Annotated in this window: 17 protein-coding genes; 10 read left to right on the top strand and 7 right to left on the bottom strand. The window is 57.1% G+C overall.

The annotated features are described in order from the left end of the window. Positions 1-2: 2 nt before the first annotated feature. Positions 3-845, bottom strand: coding sequence for a 50S ribosomal protein L2 (gene rplB, locus AC2FJB_RS20375; protein WP_496720404.1), 843 nt, complete (start codon positions 843-845; stop codon positions 3-5). Between the two features lie 246 nt (positions 846-1,091). On the opposite strand from rplB, the gene AC2FJB_RS20370 reads away from it, so the two are divergent. After that, positions 1,092-1,460: a hypothetical protein gene (locus AC2FJB_RS20370; protein WP_496720402.1), complete on the top strand. Its 369-nt coding sequence runs from the start codon at positions 1,092-1,094 to the stop codon at positions 1,458-1,460. Between the two features lie 160 nt (positions 1,461-1,620). On the opposite strand, the gene AC2FJB_RS20365 is transcribed toward AC2FJB_RS20370, so the two are convergent. Beyond that, positions 1,621-2,040 carry a hypothetical protein gene (locus tag AC2FJB_RS20365; protein ID WP_496818970.1) on the bottom strand — a complete coding sequence of 140 codons (420 nt, stop codon included), beginning with the start codon at positions 2,038-2,040 and terminating at the stop codon, positions 1,621-1,623. Between the two features lie 138 nt (positions 2,041-2,178). Next, positions 2,179-3,834: an energy-dependent translational throttle protein EttA gene (gene ettA / locus AC2FJB_RS20360; protein WP_496720398.1), complete on the bottom strand. Its 1,656-nt coding sequence runs from the start codon at positions 3,832-3,834 to the stop codon at positions 2,179-2,181. A 137-nt stretch (positions 3,835-3,971) separates the two neighbouring features. On the opposite strand from ettA, the gene AC2FJB_RS20355 reads away from it, so the two are divergent. The 3 genes from AC2FJB_RS20355 to dacB all read left to right on the top strand — a co-directional run bounded on the left by AC2FJB_RS20355 (position 3,972) and on the right by dacB (position 6,640). Further along, positions 3,972-4,442, top strand: a complete 471-nt coding sequence (locus tag AC2FJB_RS20355; protein ID WP_496720396.1) for an MOSC domain-containing protein — start codon at positions 3,972-3,974, stop codon at positions 4,440-4,442. 32 nt (positions 4,443-4,474) lie between these two features. Next, complete coding sequence (locus AC2FJB_RS20350) at positions 4,475-5,095, top strand: nicotinate-nucleotide adenylyltransferase (RefSeq protein ID WP_496720394.1); 621 nt, start codon at positions 4,475-4,477, stop codon at positions 5,093-5,095. A gap of 66 nt (positions 5,096-5,161) precedes the next feature. Further along, positions 5,162-6,640, top strand: coding sequence for a D-alanyl-D-alanine carboxypeptidase/D-alanyl-D-alanine endopeptidase (gene dacB / locus AC2FJB_RS20345; protein ID WP_496720392.1), 1,479 nt, complete (start codon positions 5,162-5,164; stop codon positions 6,638-6,640). 17 nt (positions 6,641-6,657) lie between these two features. Here dacB and AC2FJB_RS20340 read toward each other — a convergent pair whose 3' ends face one another. The 3 genes from AC2FJB_RS20340 to AC2FJB_RS20330 form a co-directional block, all read right to left on the bottom strand. Then, complete coding sequence (locus AC2FJB_RS20340) at positions 6,658-7,080, bottom strand: tellurite resistance TerB family protein (RefSeq protein ID WP_117872968.1); 423 nt, start codon at positions 7,078-7,080, stop codon at positions 6,658-6,660. Between the two features lie 88 nt (positions 7,081-7,168). After that, positions 7,169-7,543 (bottom strand): EamA family transporter, encoded by a 375-nt coding sequence (locus AC2FJB_RS20335; RefSeq protein ID WP_205511868.1) that lies wholly within the window; start codon positions 7,541-7,543, stop codon positions 7,169-7,171. Further along, positions 7,540-8,265 carry a class I SAM-dependent methyltransferase gene (locus AC2FJB_RS20330; protein ID WP_496720390.1) on the bottom strand — a complete coding sequence of 242 codons (726 nt, stop codon included), beginning with the start codon at positions 8,263-8,265 and terminating at the stop codon, positions 7,540-7,542. Before AC2FJB_RS20330 ends, AC2FJB_RS20335 begins: the two co-directional genes overlap by 4 nt. 363 nt (positions 8,266-8,628) lie before the next feature. Here AC2FJB_RS20330 and AC2FJB_RS20325 point away from each other — a divergent pair, with 363 nt between their 5' ends. The 5 genes from AC2FJB_RS20325 (at position 8,629) to AC2FJB_RS20305 (ending at position 14,023) form a co-directional block, all read left to right on the top strand. Then, entirely contained in the window at positions 8,629-10,203 is a 1,575-nt protein-coding gene (locus AC2FJB_RS20325; RefSeq protein ID WP_496676284.1) for a lysine--tRNA ligase, read from the top strand. 48 nt (positions 10,204-10,251) lie between these two features. Beyond that, positions 10,252-10,653, top strand: coding sequence for a DUF4864 domain-containing protein (locus tag AC2FJB_RS20320; protein ID WP_117872256.1), 402 nt, complete (start codon positions 10,252-10,254; stop codon positions 10,651-10,653). Between the two features lie 138 nt (positions 10,654-10,791). After that, positions 10,792-13,080, top strand: coding sequence for a glycosyl hydrolase family 28-related protein (locus AC2FJB_RS20315; protein ID WP_496720388.1), 2,289 nt, complete (start codon positions 10,792-10,794; stop codon positions 13,078-13,080). A 143-nt stretch (positions 13,081-13,223) separates the two neighbouring features. After that, positions 13,224-13,550, top strand: a complete 327-nt coding sequence (locus AC2FJB_RS20310; RefSeq protein ID WP_496720386.1) for an antibiotic biosynthesis monooxygenase family protein — start codon at positions 13,224-13,226, stop codon at positions 13,548-13,550. A gap of 65 nt (positions 13,551-13,615) precedes the next feature. Continuing rightward, entirely contained in the window at positions 13,616-14,023 is a 408-nt protein-coding gene (locus AC2FJB_RS20305; RefSeq protein WP_496720384.1) for a universal stress protein, read from the top strand. Between the two features lie 3 nt (positions 14,024-14,026). Here the strand turns inward: AC2FJB_RS20305 and AC2FJB_RS20300 are convergent, their stop codons facing one another. After that, complete coding sequence (locus AC2FJB_RS20300; RefSeq protein ID WP_496720382.1) at positions 14,027-14,509, bottom strand: HugZ family pyridoxamine 5'-phosphate oxidase; 483 nt, start codon at positions 14,507-14,509, stop codon at positions 14,027-14,029. A gap of 144 nt (positions 14,510-14,653) precedes the next feature. Here AC2FJB_RS20300 and AC2FJB_RS20295 point away from each other — a divergent pair, with 144 nt between their 5' ends. Next, a complete protein-coding gene (locus tag AC2FJB_RS20295; RefSeq protein WP_496720380.1) occupies positions 14,654-15,076 on the top strand; it encodes an excalibur calcium-binding domain-containing protein in 423 nt (140 codons plus the stop codon). Positions 15,077-15,234: the final 158 nt, after the last annotated feature.

Here is a 15,234-nt window from a genome sequence, read left to right as displayed (position 1 = left end):
GATTAACGTCCCTTCTTCTTGGCGTGCCGCGAGCGGATGATCAGCTTCTGGGACGCTTTGTTCTTGTTGCGGGTACGCTTACCCTTGGTGTCCTTACCCCATGGAGTAACCGGTGTACGGCCACCCGAGGTACGACCTTCACCACCACCGTGCGGGTGATCGATCGGGTTCATTGCAACACCACGAACCGACGGACGCACGCCTTTGTGGCGCATACGACCGGCTTTACCGAGGTTTTGGTTGCTGTTGTCGGGGTTGGACACGGCACCGACGGTGGCCATGCATTCCTGACGGACCATGCGCAGCTCGCCCGAGCTCAGACGGATCTGAGCGTAGCCGCCATCGCGACCAACGAACTGAGCGTAAGTACCAGCCGCACGTGCGATCTGACCGCCTTTACCAGGCTTCATCTCGATGTTGTGGACGATGGTACCGATTGGCATGCCCGAAAAGGGCATTGCGTTGCCCGGCTTGATGTCAGCTTTTGCCGACGCGATGACCTTGTCACCAACAGCCAGACGCTGCGGAGCCAGGATATACGCCTGCTCGCCGTCTTCGTATTCTACCAGTGCGATGAATGCGGTCCGGTTCGGGTCATATTCGATCCGTTCAACGGTTGCCGCGACATCAAATTTGTTCCGTTTGAAGTCAACGATCCGGTAGAGACGCTTTGCGCCACCGCCGCGGCGGCGTGAAGTGATCCGTCCGGTGTTGTTCCGGCCGCCCGATTTGGTCAAACCCTCAGTGAGAGACTTGACCGGACGTCCTTTCCAAAGCTCCGAACGGTCGATCAGCACCAGCCCGCGCTGGCCCGGCGTCGTCGGCTTGTACGACTTGAGTGCCATGCTTTCTGTCTTCCGTTTAGCAAGTGCGGGGGTTTCCCCGCTATGTGATAGGCCCCCGTAGGTGCCAAGGGTATAGGGCCCCGAAGGTCCCCGGTTCAAAATATCTAAGGCCCCGGAACGAATCCGAGGCCGCAAGATTGGGTGCGTTTAGCAGTGTTGGGGCCGGGTGACAAGTGAGAGTATCAAACTTCTTCTGTAGCCGTGAAAACCACACCCTGGCCAAACGCGTTGTGGTTTACAGCCCGGATGCTAAACCCAGAAACGCACGAACTGTTGCTGGAACTCAGAGAGCGGGAACAGGACCTGACAGAAGAGGTTGAACTCGATTCCTGTGGACTTTGGTGCGGTGAGCCCCGATCGGAAGGCTCGGTGACCGGGCTTATCGGGTCGGGTCGGAAGGTTTCGCGGAAACCGATCTGGCAAAGTGCTGCCCCTGCAATCAGTCCGATGTATTTTATTTTGAGCCGCTGCTTCTTGGCGGTCGCATTCATGAGCCGGCCGGGGAAACACTCTACCGAGTGGCCGTATGCGTCGATCCATCGCGATATCCGCGCAGGCCGGGTTGATCCGGAGTGGAGTGGTGTGGTCACCGATGGCACGTTCGGAGAGCCGTAGGATGGGGTTTCACCCCATCATTCGGGAGGTCGGAGTTTGGAAGTGGTTTGGTGCGCGGGAACAGATCGTGCGGGTGTTCGGGTAGGGTCGTTGAGTGTGTGATGGGGTGAAACCCCATCCTACGCTTGCTACACCGTCTGAAAACAGTTGGTTGTGCCCCTTACTCTGATTCCAGTTTGTCTCGGCACGCCGTTTTCACAGACCATCCGCCGTCTAGCGGGCCGCCTTCGAACGGCATCGAAGTGCTATCCCAATCGACACGATCGCCATCTAGATCAGCTTTTGCGCAGTGCGCTGCTGTGAGCGTGTTTGCGAGCAAGTGAACCACTGGCTCTGGAAGCTCTTCTACCCCAATGGTTAATGAGAAAATTTGTTTAGACGGAGGCGAGCCGAAGATTGCACCAAAGCGCTTCCCAAGTACTTCACCCCAATAAAAGTTCGGATCGTCCCCGTCGAACTCGCTGTTATTAATAGTCAGGGATTCGAACACCGCAGTCGCGTCGACTTGCCCGTCGGGAAGTGCTGGAACGAGAATTGTTTCGGCCTGTCCCGACGATCCAAGAATGGCTGAGATGAACACTGTCGCAATTATCTTTGAGAAGAAAGAAAAACTCCTGATTTTGCGTTTCTTTCGCCTAAGGTCTGGGGCATTTCCAAATAAATGCCGATCGGATCCTTTTTTGTTTCGATTCGGCAAAAGGCGAGATTCAGCAAGCCCTCACCGCGCAAACTTCTTATGCTTCAACCGCTTGGGCTCCAGCGCATCCGGTCCCAGACGGCGTTTCTTGTCCTCTTCGTAATCCTCGAAGTTGCCCTCGAACCATTCCACGTGTGCGTCGCCCTCGAACGCCAGAATATGCGTACAAATCCGGTCGAGGAAGAAACGGTCGTGCGAGATAACGACGGCGCAGCCGGCGAAATCGACAAGAGCATCTTCCAGCGCGCGCAGGGTTTCGACGTCCAAATCGTTGGTCGGTTCGTCGAGCAGCAGGACGTTGCCGCCCTCTTTCAGCAGGCGGGCCATGTGGACGCGATTGCGCTCACCACCCGACAGCAGCGAGACTTTCTTCTGCTGATCGCCACCCTTGAAGTTGAAGGACGAGCAATAGGCGCGGGAATTGACCTGTGCGTCACCCAGTTGGATGATTTCAGCGCCGCCGGTGATCGCCTCCCACACGGTATCGTTGTCATGGAGGTCATCGCGGGACTGGTCGACATAAGACAGCTCGACCGTGTCGCCCAGCGTGATGGTGCCGCTGTCGGGCTGTTCCTGACCTGTCAGCATCTTGAAGAGCGTCGATTTACCGGCACCGTTGGGGCCGATCACTCCGACGATGCCGCCGGGAGGCAGGGCAAAGTCGAGGTTCTCGATCAGTTGCTTGTCACCCATGTGTTTCGACAGACCCTCGACCTCGATCACCTTGCCGCCAAGGCGGGGGCCGTTGGGGATGACGATCTGGGCGCGGGTCAGCTTTTCGCGTTCGGACTGTTCGGCCAGCTCGTTATAGGCGTTGATCCGGGCCTTGGATTTGGCCTGACGGGCCTTCTGGCCCTGGCGCATCCAGTCCAGTTCGCGCTGCAGGGTCTTCTGCTTGGACTTGTCCTCGCGGGCTTCCTGCTCCAACCGCTTGGCCTTTTGTTCCAGCCACGCGGAGTAGTTGCCCTCGTACGGAATCCCGCGGCCACGGTCGAGTTCGAGGATCCAGCCGGTGATGCTGTCGAGGAAATAGCGATCGTGGGTGACGATCAGGATGGTGCCTTTATAGTCGATCAGATGCTGTTGCAGCCAGGCGATGGTTTCGGCGTCCAAATGGTTGGTCGGTTCATCCAGCAGCAGCATGTCGGGCGCTTCGAGCAGCAGCTTGCAGAGCGCCACGCGGCGTTTCTCGCCGCCCGAGAGGTTGGCGATGTCCGCATCGTCCGGCGGGCAGCGCAGCGCCTCCATCGAGACGTCGATCTGGCTGTCGAGGTCCCACAGGTTCTGGCTGTCGATCTCGTCCTGGAGCTTGGCCATCTCATCGGCGGTTTCGTCCGAATAGTTCATGGCCAGTTCGTTGTACCGGTCGAGGATTGCCTTCTTTTCGGCTACACCCAACATCACGTTTTCGCGGACATTGAGGGTTTCGTCCAGTTTCGGTTCCTGCGGCAGATAGCCGACCTTGGCACCTTCGGCTGCCCAGGCCTCGCCAGTGAAATCCTTGTCGAGCCCCGCCATGATCTTCATCAGCGTCGATTTGCCGGCGCCGTTTACGCCGACGACACCGATTTTTACGCCGGGCAGAAAGCTCAGGTGGATGTTTTCAAAGCACTTCTTGCCACCGGGATAGGTCTTGGAGACACCCTGCATGTGGTAGACATATTGATAGGCGGCCATGTCGCGTCCTCTGGGTCGGGGAAATTTGGTTGAAACGCTGGATATCCGAGCGGGACGGGCTGGGCAAGCTGGTGGTATTGTGAATTTCGTCTTTGGGTCGGACGGCGTAGTCAGGTTGCATTGAAAATGGAGGCGTTGTGTCGGAACTGGCGGATTTGATTGCAGGTTGGGCGCAGCCCGGTTGCGTTACGTGGATCGGGGCGCGACCAGAGCGCCGAGTCGAGATTACAGCGCTAGAGGAGGTCGTGATTACTGAGGCGGGTCTGGACAGTGACCGCGCCCGCGCGGGCAAGCGGGCGGTGACTTTGATCCAGCAGGAGCATTTGTCGGCGATTGGCTCTTATCTGGGGCGCGGACCGGTTGCGCCGGGTGTTCTGCGGCGAAACTTGGTGGTGTCGGGGATCAATCTGGCGGCGCTCAAGGGACGTCAGGTGCAAGTGGGAGAGGCCATCCTGCGGTTCACAGTAATATGTGCGCCGTGCAGCCGGATGGAAGAATCGCTTGGTAAAGGCGGCTATTCCGCAGTGCGGGGGCACGGAGGATGGTGCGCCGAAGTCGTGCGACCAGGGCGGGTTCGGCTTGGCGATGTGGCGCAACCTGTTGATTGACAACACCTCGCAGTTCTGAACATCAGCAGGGTATGGAGCGGTACGGCATACCATATGCGCGACCTGGGCAGGTCGTCGGTCTGTTCGGCGGGTCGTTTGATCCACCGCATCAGGGCCATGTACATGTCACTCTTGAGGCGATGAAGGCGTTCGGGCTGGATCGGGTTTGGTGGCTGGTATCGCCGGGCAATCCGTTAAAAGAACGCGGGCCGGCTCCCATGGACAGGCGAATAGCGGCAGCACGAAATGTGATGCAGCATCCGAAAGTTGACGTTACGAATATCGAGGCGCTGACGGGGACGCGGGCGACGGCGGATACTCTGGCGGCGTTGCAGAAGCTTTTTCCGCATGTCAGGTTTGTCTGGCTGATGGGCGCGGATAACCTTGCCCAGTTTCATCACTGGAAAGACTGGCGGGTGATCATGGACAGAGTGCCTGTCGGTGTGGTGGCGCGGCCAGGCGACCGGATATCCGCCCGGATGTCTCCGGCGGCGCGGGTCTATGCCAAATACCGAATCGATGGGCAGGCGCGGCATCTTTTGGGACGGGCGCAGGCTCCGGCCTGGTGTTTCGTGAATGTGCCGATGGTCGATGTCAGTTCCACAGAGATACGGACGCGCGGCGAATGGCGCGCGGAAGTGTTGCCGGAATAGCCGCAGTGGGCGCATAATCTCAGGTAGCTGTTGCGCGCATTTGATCTGTGGGATTTTATTTCACCTATGACTGGTCGTTTTTCACGTCGTTTGTTTCTGGGAGGATTGGGGGCGTCTCTGATCCCGTTAGCTGGTCTGGCGCAGGCGCCGCTGGTTTCACTCAGGCCGCGTGCGCGTGGTGTGCTGTTGAGCGGCACCGAGCGTTTGGTCGCAGCCGCAGGATTGAAAGGCGAAGTTGTGTTCGCCGTTGCGGATGTGGCGACCGGGGCGCCACTGGAGAATTTTGGCGAGGGTGCGGGTTTGCCACCGGCCAGCGTTGGCAAGGCAATGACCGCGCTTTACGCGCTGGACGTTCTGGGGCCTGACCATCGCTTCGAAACCCGTTTGATCGCAGATGGGCCAATTGAAAACGGAATTTTGCATGGCGATCTGATTCTGGCAGGGGGTGGAGACCCGCTGCTGGACACGGATGCGCTGGCTACGATGGCGGCCAACCTGCGCAAGGCCGGAATTACCGAGGTTCGCGGAGCCTTCAAGGTTTATGACGGGGCTCTGCCCTTCGTATTCAGCATTGATCCGGGGCAGCCGGATCATGTAGGGTACAGCCCGGCGATCAGTGGAATATCGTTAAATTTCAATCGGGTTCACTTTGAGTGGAAGCGTGCCGGTAAAGGCTATGATGTGACCATGGACGCCCGCAGCGCGCGTTACGTGCCGGCAGTGGATGTGGCGACCATGCGGGTCGAAAGCCGAAGCCTGCCGATCTATACCTATCAGCCAAGCCCACGGCAGGATCGGTGGACCGTGGCCAAGGGCGCGCTGGGCAATGGCGGGGCGCGCTGGTTGCCTGTGCGCAAACCGGCCTTATACGCTGGAGATGTATTCCGCACATTGGCCCGATCCAATGGGATCGTTTTGAATCGGGTGCAGGTGACGCGAGAGTCGCCGAAGGGCGTCGACCTTGTCCTGCATCGCAGCGATCCATTGGACAATATTTTGCGCGGGATGTTGAAATACTCAACCAACCTGACGGCCGAGATGGTCGGATTGGCCGCGACCAAAGCGCGTGGCGTTGACCCACGGAACCTGGCAGAGTCGGCGGCCGAGATGAACCGTTGGGCGTCTCAGAGTTATGGCGTGAGCGGAATTGCGATGGTTGATCATTCCGGTCTGGGCGATGCCTCGCGTATGGTGCCGGCGGATCTGGTCGCTGCCCTTGTCGCGGCCCGGAAAATGGGGGCGTTGCGCCCCTTGATGAAGCCTTTTGCCTTAACTGATCGAAATGGGCGGCCGGTCAAGAACCATCCGATCAAGGTCGATGCCAAGACAGGGACATTGAACTTCGTATCCGGGCTGGGCGGTTTCCTGACAACGGCGGACGGGGTCGATCTGGCCTTTGCAATTTTTACCGCGGACGTGGCCCATCGCGCCAAAATTCCACGTGCACAACGTGAACGCCCAGAAGGCGCGCGCAGCTGGAACCGCAGGTCGCGGAAACTGCAGCGGGCCTTGCTGGAGCGCTGGGGCTCGCTCTACGGAAGCTAGATATCGGGATCAGAGGATCAGACCGTATGGCGCGCGCGTGCCCCGCGTTCGATGGCTGCGGCATGCAATCGGTCGATATTCAGTTCGTACCGGATTTCTTCCAGCAGGCGCAGTTCCGTTTCGGCCAGCGCACCGTCGGCGGCCGCAACATCGCAAGCCAGCGCATAGGCCGTTTCGTTCAGACGCTCGGGCAGGTTTTCACGGATCAGGCCAAACAGCGCATCCAGCCCGTCTTCCTGTTCGAACAGGTCAAAAACGATTTGTGATACGCGACGGGTCCGATCAATGTCGTATCCGGCAAAGACCGGCAGCATGTTCACGGCAACTTCGATCTTGACCAGCTCGGCGGTTCGGATGTTTTCGTCAGAGGCCGAGACTGCAACCATGATCGCCACAAGGCAATCCTGCGGAGACATCGGGTGGGGCACTTGCTCGGTCATGGGATGGTCCTGATTGGGGTTGTTCGAAGACGCACGATATGAGCGCAGCGGGTCAGGTTCAACACCTTGTTTCATCCACCTAGCGTGATCAGGTGTTCATGACCATCATTCCCGAAATCAAAAGCGCAGCCCCCAACCAGTAGCGCAGCCCAAGTGTTTCGCCGAAGAAGACGTGTGAGGCCAGTGGCACAAGAACGAAACTGAGGGCCATGAAGGGGTAGGCCTGGGACAGTGTCAGATACCGCAGGACATACACCCAAAGCACCGTTGCCGAGCCATAGATGGCAAAGGCTGTCAGAAGGAACGGATCGAATAGCGTTTGGATGAGCCCCGCAAATCCGGTGACTTCGCGCCCATCAATCCGGTTTCCTGCAAGTTTGAACAAGATTTGCCCGGCTGAGATCATAACTGGTGTGCACAGCAAACCAGCCCAGACCAGTGTCGTAGGGGTGGGCGGGGTCATCCTTGTTGCTCGGGTTCTGGTTTTTCCTCGGAGCGGTCTTCACAGTAATAGATGTCGCGCCCCAGATCCTCGCAGATATGGATGTCCGGGCTGGGATACACGGCACGCAGAAAGCTGTGTGTGTAGGGGAAAAAGTTGAAATGTGGATTGAAGGTGAACCTGCTTTCGCGTTCACGCGGGACGACGATAATGACGCGTTTTCGCGCGACACGACGCAGTTCAGCGATCGCTTGCCGGTAGTCCAGAAGATGCTCAATCACATGGGTGCAGATGACGGTGTCAAAGCTGTTGTCTTCAAACGGCAGCTCTTCGATCCGGGCAGCGACATAGTCGATATTGTCGATGGCATCCGCATCATCGACCACGAAATCCACTCCTGTCAGCTGCGTGATATCCGGTCTGGCGGCTTTTATGCGTTGCAAAAGAACTCCGGTGCCGCAGCCAATATCGCAGATGCTTTGCCCAACGATGTCCTGGGCTATCCGTTTGATACAGGCTTCGGAATTGTCGGTGCCTTGATGCACACGCGGATGATCGCGGTAGAGTTTTTCGTACTCGTCATCCGTCAGGTATGTTGCGCGTTCGCGGAATTCTGCAAGACGCGTGATGTGTTCGCCCCAGACCCTGCAGGCTAGCCAATGAAAGGTGGCGCTGTCACGCAGGATAGGCGGCAGGATATCTTCGAGTACAAAGCGTATACGGTTGGTGGTTTCGCGTCGCATCCCGTTTCCTCTGGTTCGGGGAAACCCCCGTGTCGCCTTTGTTTAACATTGCCGGGTAAGCGTGCGAAATAAGCAGGTCAAGTTGGCGCGCCGCCCGTGTCTTTTTTGTTTCGCGGGAACAATCGTCCCACCATTGTGGCTTGAGTAAGGCTGGTCAGTGAAAAAGCGGCGCAGATATCACGTACAGAGTGTCTGCGGGCCAAAAAACAGTTTTGCAGCAGGCCCGATGGCGGCTGTTTTTTAACTGGGTGTGCCGCGAATTGCGCCACTGCTTTATTGACTCATGCTGCACTGGCACAATAGGAGGGGTCGGTCCGGTTGCATGGGGTGGCCGTGACACTTTCCCCGATGGAGCAAATTGAAATGTCTGAACTGCGTGAAACCGCGATGTCGTCCAAGGCCTGGCCTTTTGAAGAGGCGCGCCGGTTGCTCAAACGCTATCAGAAAGGTGCTCCGGAAAAGGGGTATGTGCTGTTCGAAACCGGTTACGGCCCGTCGGGCCTGCCCCACATCGGCACGTTTGGTGAGGTCGCGCGGACCACGATGGTCAAGCGCGCGTTCGAGGCGCTTTCGGATATCCCGACCAAGCTGATCTGTTTTTCGGACGATCTGGACGGGATGCGCAAAGTGCCCAGCAATGTGCCAAATCCCGAGGCGCTTGAGGAGCATTTGCAGCGCCCGCTGACTTCGGTTCCCGATCCGTTTGGCGAATACCCCAGCTTTGGCGAGTACAACAACGCCATGCTGCGTCGGTTCCTTGATACGTTCGGGTTCGACTATGAGTTCTATTCGGCACGCGATTTTTATCGTTCAGGCCAGTTCGATGAGATCCTGAAGCGCGCGGTCGACAAGTACGATGACGTCATGGCCATAATGCTCAAAAGCTTGCGGGAAGAACGCCAGCAGACTTATTCAATCTTCCTGCCGATTCATCCCGAAACCGGTCGGGTTTTGTATGTGCCGATGAAGAAGGTCTGCGCTGAGACCTATACCGTCACCTTCGATGACGAAGATGGCAGAGAATGGACCCTGCCCGTCACTGGAGGCAACGTGAAACTGCAATGGAAGCCAGATTTCGGGGCGCGCTGGGCGGCGCTGGGCGTTGATTTCGAGATGTACGGCAAGGAACACGCGACTAACGAAAAGATCTATGATGCGATCTGCCGTGCTCTGGGTGGCCGGGCGCCCGAGCATTTCTCGTACGAGCTGTTTCTGGACGAGAATGGCCAGAAGATTTCCAAGTCGTCCGGCAATGGCGTGTCGATTGACGAATGGCTGACCTATGCTCCGACCGAAAGCCTGGCGTATTTCATGTACCAAAAGCCCAAAACGGCCAAGCGGATGCATTTTGATGTTATTCCGAAGGCTTATGATGAATATCATCAACAGTTGCGCGCCTATCCGGGGCAGGACCTGAAAGCTCAGTTGAACAATCCGGTTTGGCATATTCACGGTGGCGACGTTCCTGAATCGACCCTTATCGTACCGTTTGCGATGCTGCTGAACCTGGCGTCGGTCTCTGGCGCGGAAGACAAGGAGGCGCTGTGGGGCTTTATCCGCCGCTATGCGCCGGAAGCAACAGCATTGAGCCATCCCGATCTGGACCAGGCCGCGGGCTTTGCGGTTCGCTACTTCAACGATTTCGTTAAACCAACGCGTAAACATCGTGCACCGACCGACCAGGAGCGTGAGGCGCTCGAAGCGCTGAAAGCCGCGCTTGAGGCTTATGATGGCCCGGCCGAGGATGAGGCGCTGCAATCGGTGGTCTACTCCATCGGGCGTGAGCGGTTCGACCCCATGCGCGGTTGGTTCACGGCGTTGTACGAAGTGCTTCTGGGTGCATCGCAGGGTCCGCGCTTTGGCGGCTTCATCGCTCTGTACGGTGTGCCAGAGACAATCGCCCTGATCGAAAAGGCGCTGGCCGGAGAGCTGGCCTGATTTGACCTGATCCAGTAAGGGGCTACACTTTTTGCAGGAGGTGGCCCCATGCGTCGATTTTTGCTTGCTGTATCCCTGAGTGCCGGGTTGGGGTCAGGCGCATTTGCGCAAAACGCAGAGATCGAAGCAAACATTTCGGCGCAGATACAAGCCTTCAAGGCGGATGATTTTGCCACGGCCTTTACCTTTGCCAGTCCCAGCATTCAGCGCCTTTTTCAAAATCCCGACAATTTCGGAGCAATGGTACGCAATGGGTATCCAATGGTCTGGCGTCCTTCTGACGTGCGCTTTCTGGAATTGCGTGAGGTGGCGGGGGCTTTGTGGCAGAAAGTGTTGATCACTGACGGAAATGGGCGCGTGCATATATTGGACTATCAGATGATCCCTCTGGAGGGCGGTTGGAAAATCAACGGGGTCCAATTGTTGGGTAACGCGGATCCTGCGGCCTGAGGCAACACCACCGTCACGGTGAGATGAACCGCGGTTAACTCCCTTTCGGTATCCAGACTGACGCGTTCGGGGCGGACCTGGACACGGGGTTTGGACGCGTCGCCAGATTTGCGCGGCGCGATTGAGAAAGGGTTTTCAATGAACAAGGCAATCACTGACGGCATCGTTTTCATGCCGCCTCAATTCGCGAATGGCCTGACCGTATGGTCTGCGGGGGACGGAACGCCGGGCTCACCCACATATGGTGGATCCGGCACCGGGGTTTTCGTGCCTGCGGATGCCAATTTTGGTGGCTGCCTGGAGATTCTGAAAATCCAAACCACCCAACAGCTTCGATACATGGGCCAGACACCGATTTTGCCCGGGTGCTATTTGCAGATCAAGGCGCGGGTCAAGGCGATCAGCGGACCATTGCCGTCGGTGCGTATTGCGGCCTGGGCCGGGGGTGCGGGCGACGCGCATGTGGCGGGTGTCGTGGAGCAGGGGCCTGCAACACAGTTGTCGGGCTATGGGGCCGTGCATGAAGTAACGGCGATTGTCGGAACCGGCCAGCGCCCGGGCGTGGACATGCCTTGGGGGCTTGCCGCCCTGTATGGCCATTTTGGTCTGGATATTGAGGGCTCGAACGGAGCGCTGGTGCGCATCGACGACCTGGAGATCACGGATGTCACCGGTGTCTTCCTGCGCGAAATGATCAGTGTTGTGGATGTACGGGATTATGGTGCCATCGGCGACGGTGTGACGGACGACTCGGCTGCGTTTGAAGCGGCCGATCAGGCGGCGGGTGGCCGACGGGTTTACGTTCCGCAAGGGACCTATCATCTGGCTGAAAACACCAGTATGACGTCCGAGATGGACTTTGAAGGCACAGTCACCATGCCGGATGACAAGATGTTGTTGCTGACAAAGGATTTCCATCTGCCTGCTTACATTTCGGCCTTCGGAGACGAAGAATTGGCGTTCAAAAAAGCGTTTCAGGCTCTTTTGAACAATTCGGATCATGACTCACTCGATTTGGGCGGGCGCAAGATTTCCGTCACCGCTCCGATCGACATGGCGGCAGCGGTTCCCAACAAGCAGAGCGGGTTTTCGACCCGTCGTGTGATCCGGAACGGTCAGTTTGACGTCAAAAGCAGTTCAGCGTGGGATACTGAAACGTTCACATCAACTGCGACTTACGATCCTTCGGACAATACGCGTCTGACCAATGTTGCAAATGTCGCCAACATTCCTGTTGGGTCCTACGTTGCGGGCAGCGGCGTCGGGCGTGAGATCTATGTGCGGTCAAAGAATGTCGGGGCTGGTGAAATCACACTGAGCGCGCCTCTTGTGGGGGCGTCGGGGACCCAGTCTTTCACATTCTACTCATTCAAGTACCTGCTGGATTTCAGCGGCTTCAGCAAACTTCGGAAGTTCGGAATGGAGCAGATCGAGTTTCAGTGCAACAGCCGATGTAGCGGAATTCGTCTGGCGGCCGCTGGCAGCACCTTTTCGTTGAAAGACTGTCATGTCAGTCGCCCGAAAGACCGGGGGATGACGTCGACCGGAACGGGGTGCAAGGGCATGCTGATCGACAATTGTCAGTTCCTTTCGGCAGAAGAATCTTTTGTTGTAACGGATCGATATTCCATCGGATTGAACACCAATTCAAACGATGTGAAGCTGCGCCACAACCGCGCGGTGCGTTTCAGGCATTTCGCTGTTCTGGGCGGCGACAACAATATGGTTCTGGGCAACCATGTCTTTCAGGGCGATAGCATCCCGCAAGGTGTGCGTACTGCCGGGCTGATCATGATCGGCACCTACAATAGTTCCACCATCGCGGAGAATTATGTCGACAACTGTTTCATCGAATGGACGAATGAACGAGACCCGTCGCCGACATACACCAGTGGCTTTTCTTTCAGTGCAATGAGCATTACGGACAATATATTTTATTCCAGTCAAGCGCCGTCCTGGTTCAGTTTCATCGTTATTCGCCCTTATGGGCCCGGACATTTTCTCAATGGCCTTGCGGTGACCGGTAACAAGTTTCGTGCCACGAGCGGTAACATTTTTCGAGCGGAACAGGTGGATACATCCTTCGCCGACTTGAACAAAGACAGGCATACGAACGTGACTTTCCAGAATAATACTTACCATGGCGTAACCAGGAAAACCGCAAACCCATTGAGGGTTCGCCATACGCAAAGCTCGGTGTCCAATCTTTGGCCTGTCTCGGCCAACGGACAGTTGCCTTTCGACGGTAAGGCACGAAGCTGCGATGGGGTTGCGACAATCGGTGTGCTCTCAGGGGTGTTCAACAACCACGTCTTCAGCGCTCCTCATGTTGAGGTCGAACAGGGGGCGACAGGCGACAGTTTTCTGTTGCGTTGGCCAGAGCATGTGAAGGGTACGGCCTCTGTTCTGATGCGCATGGAACGTTAAGAGACCGGATGGCCACCCCGAGCCGGGTGGCCATTTCACTCTGATTTGACCGGTAATGACAGACCCGGTTTGCGAAGCTTGCAGGAAATAGGCGACGTTTGATTTTGATGTGTTAGGCTTGGGTCAGGAAGTGGAGAATCCCGATGCTGAAAATTGCCAAAAACACCAGTGTTCAAACAGTTATCACGACCTTTGAGATGACACCTGGCACGTGTCAGGACCTTTTGGAGGCCTTGACGGACGCCTATTCCGAGTTCATTTCAAAGCAGCCAGGTTTCGTTTCCGCCGGGCTGCACGTCAATGATGCACAAACCCGGATCGCAAACTATTCGCAATGGGAACGCCGCGAAGATTTCCTTGCTATGCTGCGCACACCTGAAATGCGTGATCGTAACCGCAAGATCAACGAGCTATGCAAAAGCTTTGAGCCGGTCATGTACGATGTCGCTGAAACATTTGGCAGTTCCTGACCTGAATCAAAGCCTGTGCTTCATATCTGTTTCAAAGTGAGCCTGCAAAAATGGAGGCTCACACTATGTATCACAACATTCTGGTCCCCATCTCATTCGATGCTGAAAGAGATACGTCCGGGCCCTTGAAGCTTGCCCAGATTCTGGCCACGCCAGACGCTAAAGTGACATTGTTGCATGTGGTCGAGCATATTCCCAACTATGCGATCTCTTACATGCCGTCCGAATACCTGACAGAAGCACGGAAAGCGATTCAGGCAGAACTGGATGAACTGGCATCTCAACTGCCGAATGCCAAGGGTTTGGTGATTGAAGGACATTCCGGCCGAACCATTCTGGATTGGGCCGAGACGAACAAACCCGATCTGATCATAATGGCGTCGCACCGGCCGGGGATGCAGGATCTGCTGCTGGGCTCAACCGCATCGCATGTCGTGCGTCATGCGGGTTGTGCCGTGCATGTGGTTCGCTGATGGCTAGAAATCCTGAGCGGTAAGGCGAAAAGCCTTGCCAAATCCGGCGTTTAAAAGGCCGTCCTGAATGGTAAACCGCACCAATCCGAAATCAGCGAAATCTATGTAGAGTTTCGCCTTGGGTCGCTTGGCCAGATACCGGTCTCGCAAGGCGCTATAGCCTGCCATGCCCCGGTGAACAGGCTGAGCGATCACGTGCAGTGTCAGGCGCGGATGGGTCAGCGGGTCGCCCTTGTCTGCGGGCTCTCCGATCAGAAGGGCGCAATTGGGACAGGCGCTCAACGCACGCGTATTCTCCGCAAGGGTGGAGATCAGCGAGACAGGGCAACCTGCTTCATCCGTGGTCAACGCGATCCGGGAGAGTGACGGCAAGCCCGTGTCAGGGCGCAGAAAGGCCAGCGCGGCAAATGGAGCTTGAAAGAGAAGATCCTGCGCTTGCATGCGCACCGCTTTGTCGGGCGTCTGATAAGGATTGGATTCAGTCACGATGTCGGTCCGGCAGTACAGAATGAACGGGCAGTTGGCAGTTTTTTTATCTTAGGGGCCTGACCTGAACTGCGCCATTTGTTTCGCCTCGTTCAAATTCGGATTGCCTCGGCTTTGCCACATATCGGCGTTAGGGTTCAGGGAATGCTGTTTAAGAAACCCTCGCAGGATATGCCTGATCTGAAGCCACGGTCGTCCAAACGACACCGACGCGCAGAGGCAACGCGCAGGCAGGCGCTGTCTCCGGTCCGCATTCTGGTCATGGTTCTGTTGTTGCCGCTGACCACCGTGGTGATCGCCACCGGTGTTTTTCTGCGCCTGTCCGAATTTGAGCGGGACGAGGCGGTGATCCACCTGATCGCATTGGCGGGTTGTGATGCAACGCAGTCTCTGGGGGTAGGGCCATTTTACGAGGGGCAGGCGGGTTATCACAAGCGCAATGACCCGGATGGCGACGGGGTCGCCTGTGGTGCTGCCAGCGTGCCGCGGGCAAGTGCGCCGCCAGCTCACAACAGTCCTGAACCGCAACAACGGTCTCTTGGAACTGCCAAGTTTGTGCGACCCTGACGGCGGCAATTGCGAAGTTCAGAAGATCTGCTCGGGCCAGGACCAGTTGCCCGTGTCATCCGACTTCGGCCCAGGCGAACGGGCGTCATGTCACAGAGGGATGGCAATGCAGCGGATCAACCCCATCTCATACTGATAGCAAGATGGGAGATCGTATG

Source organism: Ruegeria sp. CDSC085, assembly GCF_059610465.1.
This window is presented reverse-complemented; position numbering and strand designations above follow the sequence as displayed.

Coding starts and splice junctions, on each gene's coding strand:
- rplB (WP_496720404.1), bottom strand. CDS start 845: ATGGCACTCAAGTCGTACAAGCCGACGACGCCGGGCCAGCGCGGGCTG.
- AC2FJB_RS20370 (WP_496720402.1), top strand. CDS start 1,092: ATGCTAAACCCAGAAACGCACGAACTGTTGCTGGAACTCAGAGAGCGG.
- ettA (WP_496720398.1), bottom strand. CDS start 3,834: ATGGCCGCCTATCAATATGTCTACCACATGCAGGGTGTCTCCAAGACC.
- AC2FJB_RS20350 (WP_496720394.1), top strand. CDS start 4,475: ATGGAGCGGTACGGCATACCATATGCGCGACCTGGGCAGGTCGTCGGT.
- dacB (WP_496720392.1), top strand. CDS start 5,162: ATGACTGGTCGTTTTTCACGTCGTTTGTTTCTGGGAGGATTGGGGGCG.
- AC2FJB_RS20340 (WP_117872968.1), bottom strand. CDS start 7,080: ATGACCGAGCAAGTGCCCCACCCGATGTCTCCGCAGGATTGCCTTGTG.
- AC2FJB_RS20335 (WP_205511868.1), bottom strand. CDS start 7,543: ATGACCCCGCCCACCCCTACGACACTGGTCTGGGCTGGTTTGCTGTGC.
- AC2FJB_RS20330 (WP_496720390.1), bottom strand. CDS start 8,265: ATGCGACGCGAAACCACCAACCGTATACGCTTTGTACTCGAAGATATC.
- AC2FJB_RS20325 (WP_496676284.1), top strand. CDS start 8,629: ATGTCTGAACTGCGTGAAACCGCGATGTCGTCCAAGGCCTGGCCTTTT.
- AC2FJB_RS20320 (WP_117872256.1), top strand. CDS start 10,252: ATGCGTCGATTTTTGCTTGCTGTATCCCTGAGTGCCGGGTTGGGGTCA.
- AC2FJB_RS20315 (WP_496720388.1), top strand. CDS start 10,792: ATGAACAAGGCAATCACTGACGGCATCGTTTTCATGCCGCCTCAATTC.
- AC2FJB_RS20310 (WP_496720386.1), top strand. CDS start 13,224: ATGCTGAAAATTGCCAAAAACACCAGTGTTCAAACAGTTATCACGACC.
- AC2FJB_RS20305 (WP_496720384.1), top strand. CDS start 13,616: ATGTATCACAACATTCTGGTCCCCATCTCATTCGATGCTGAAAGAGAT.
- AC2FJB_RS20295 (WP_496720380.1), top strand. CDS start 14,654: ATGCTGTTTAAGAAACCCTCGCAGGATATGCCTGATCTGAAGCCACGG.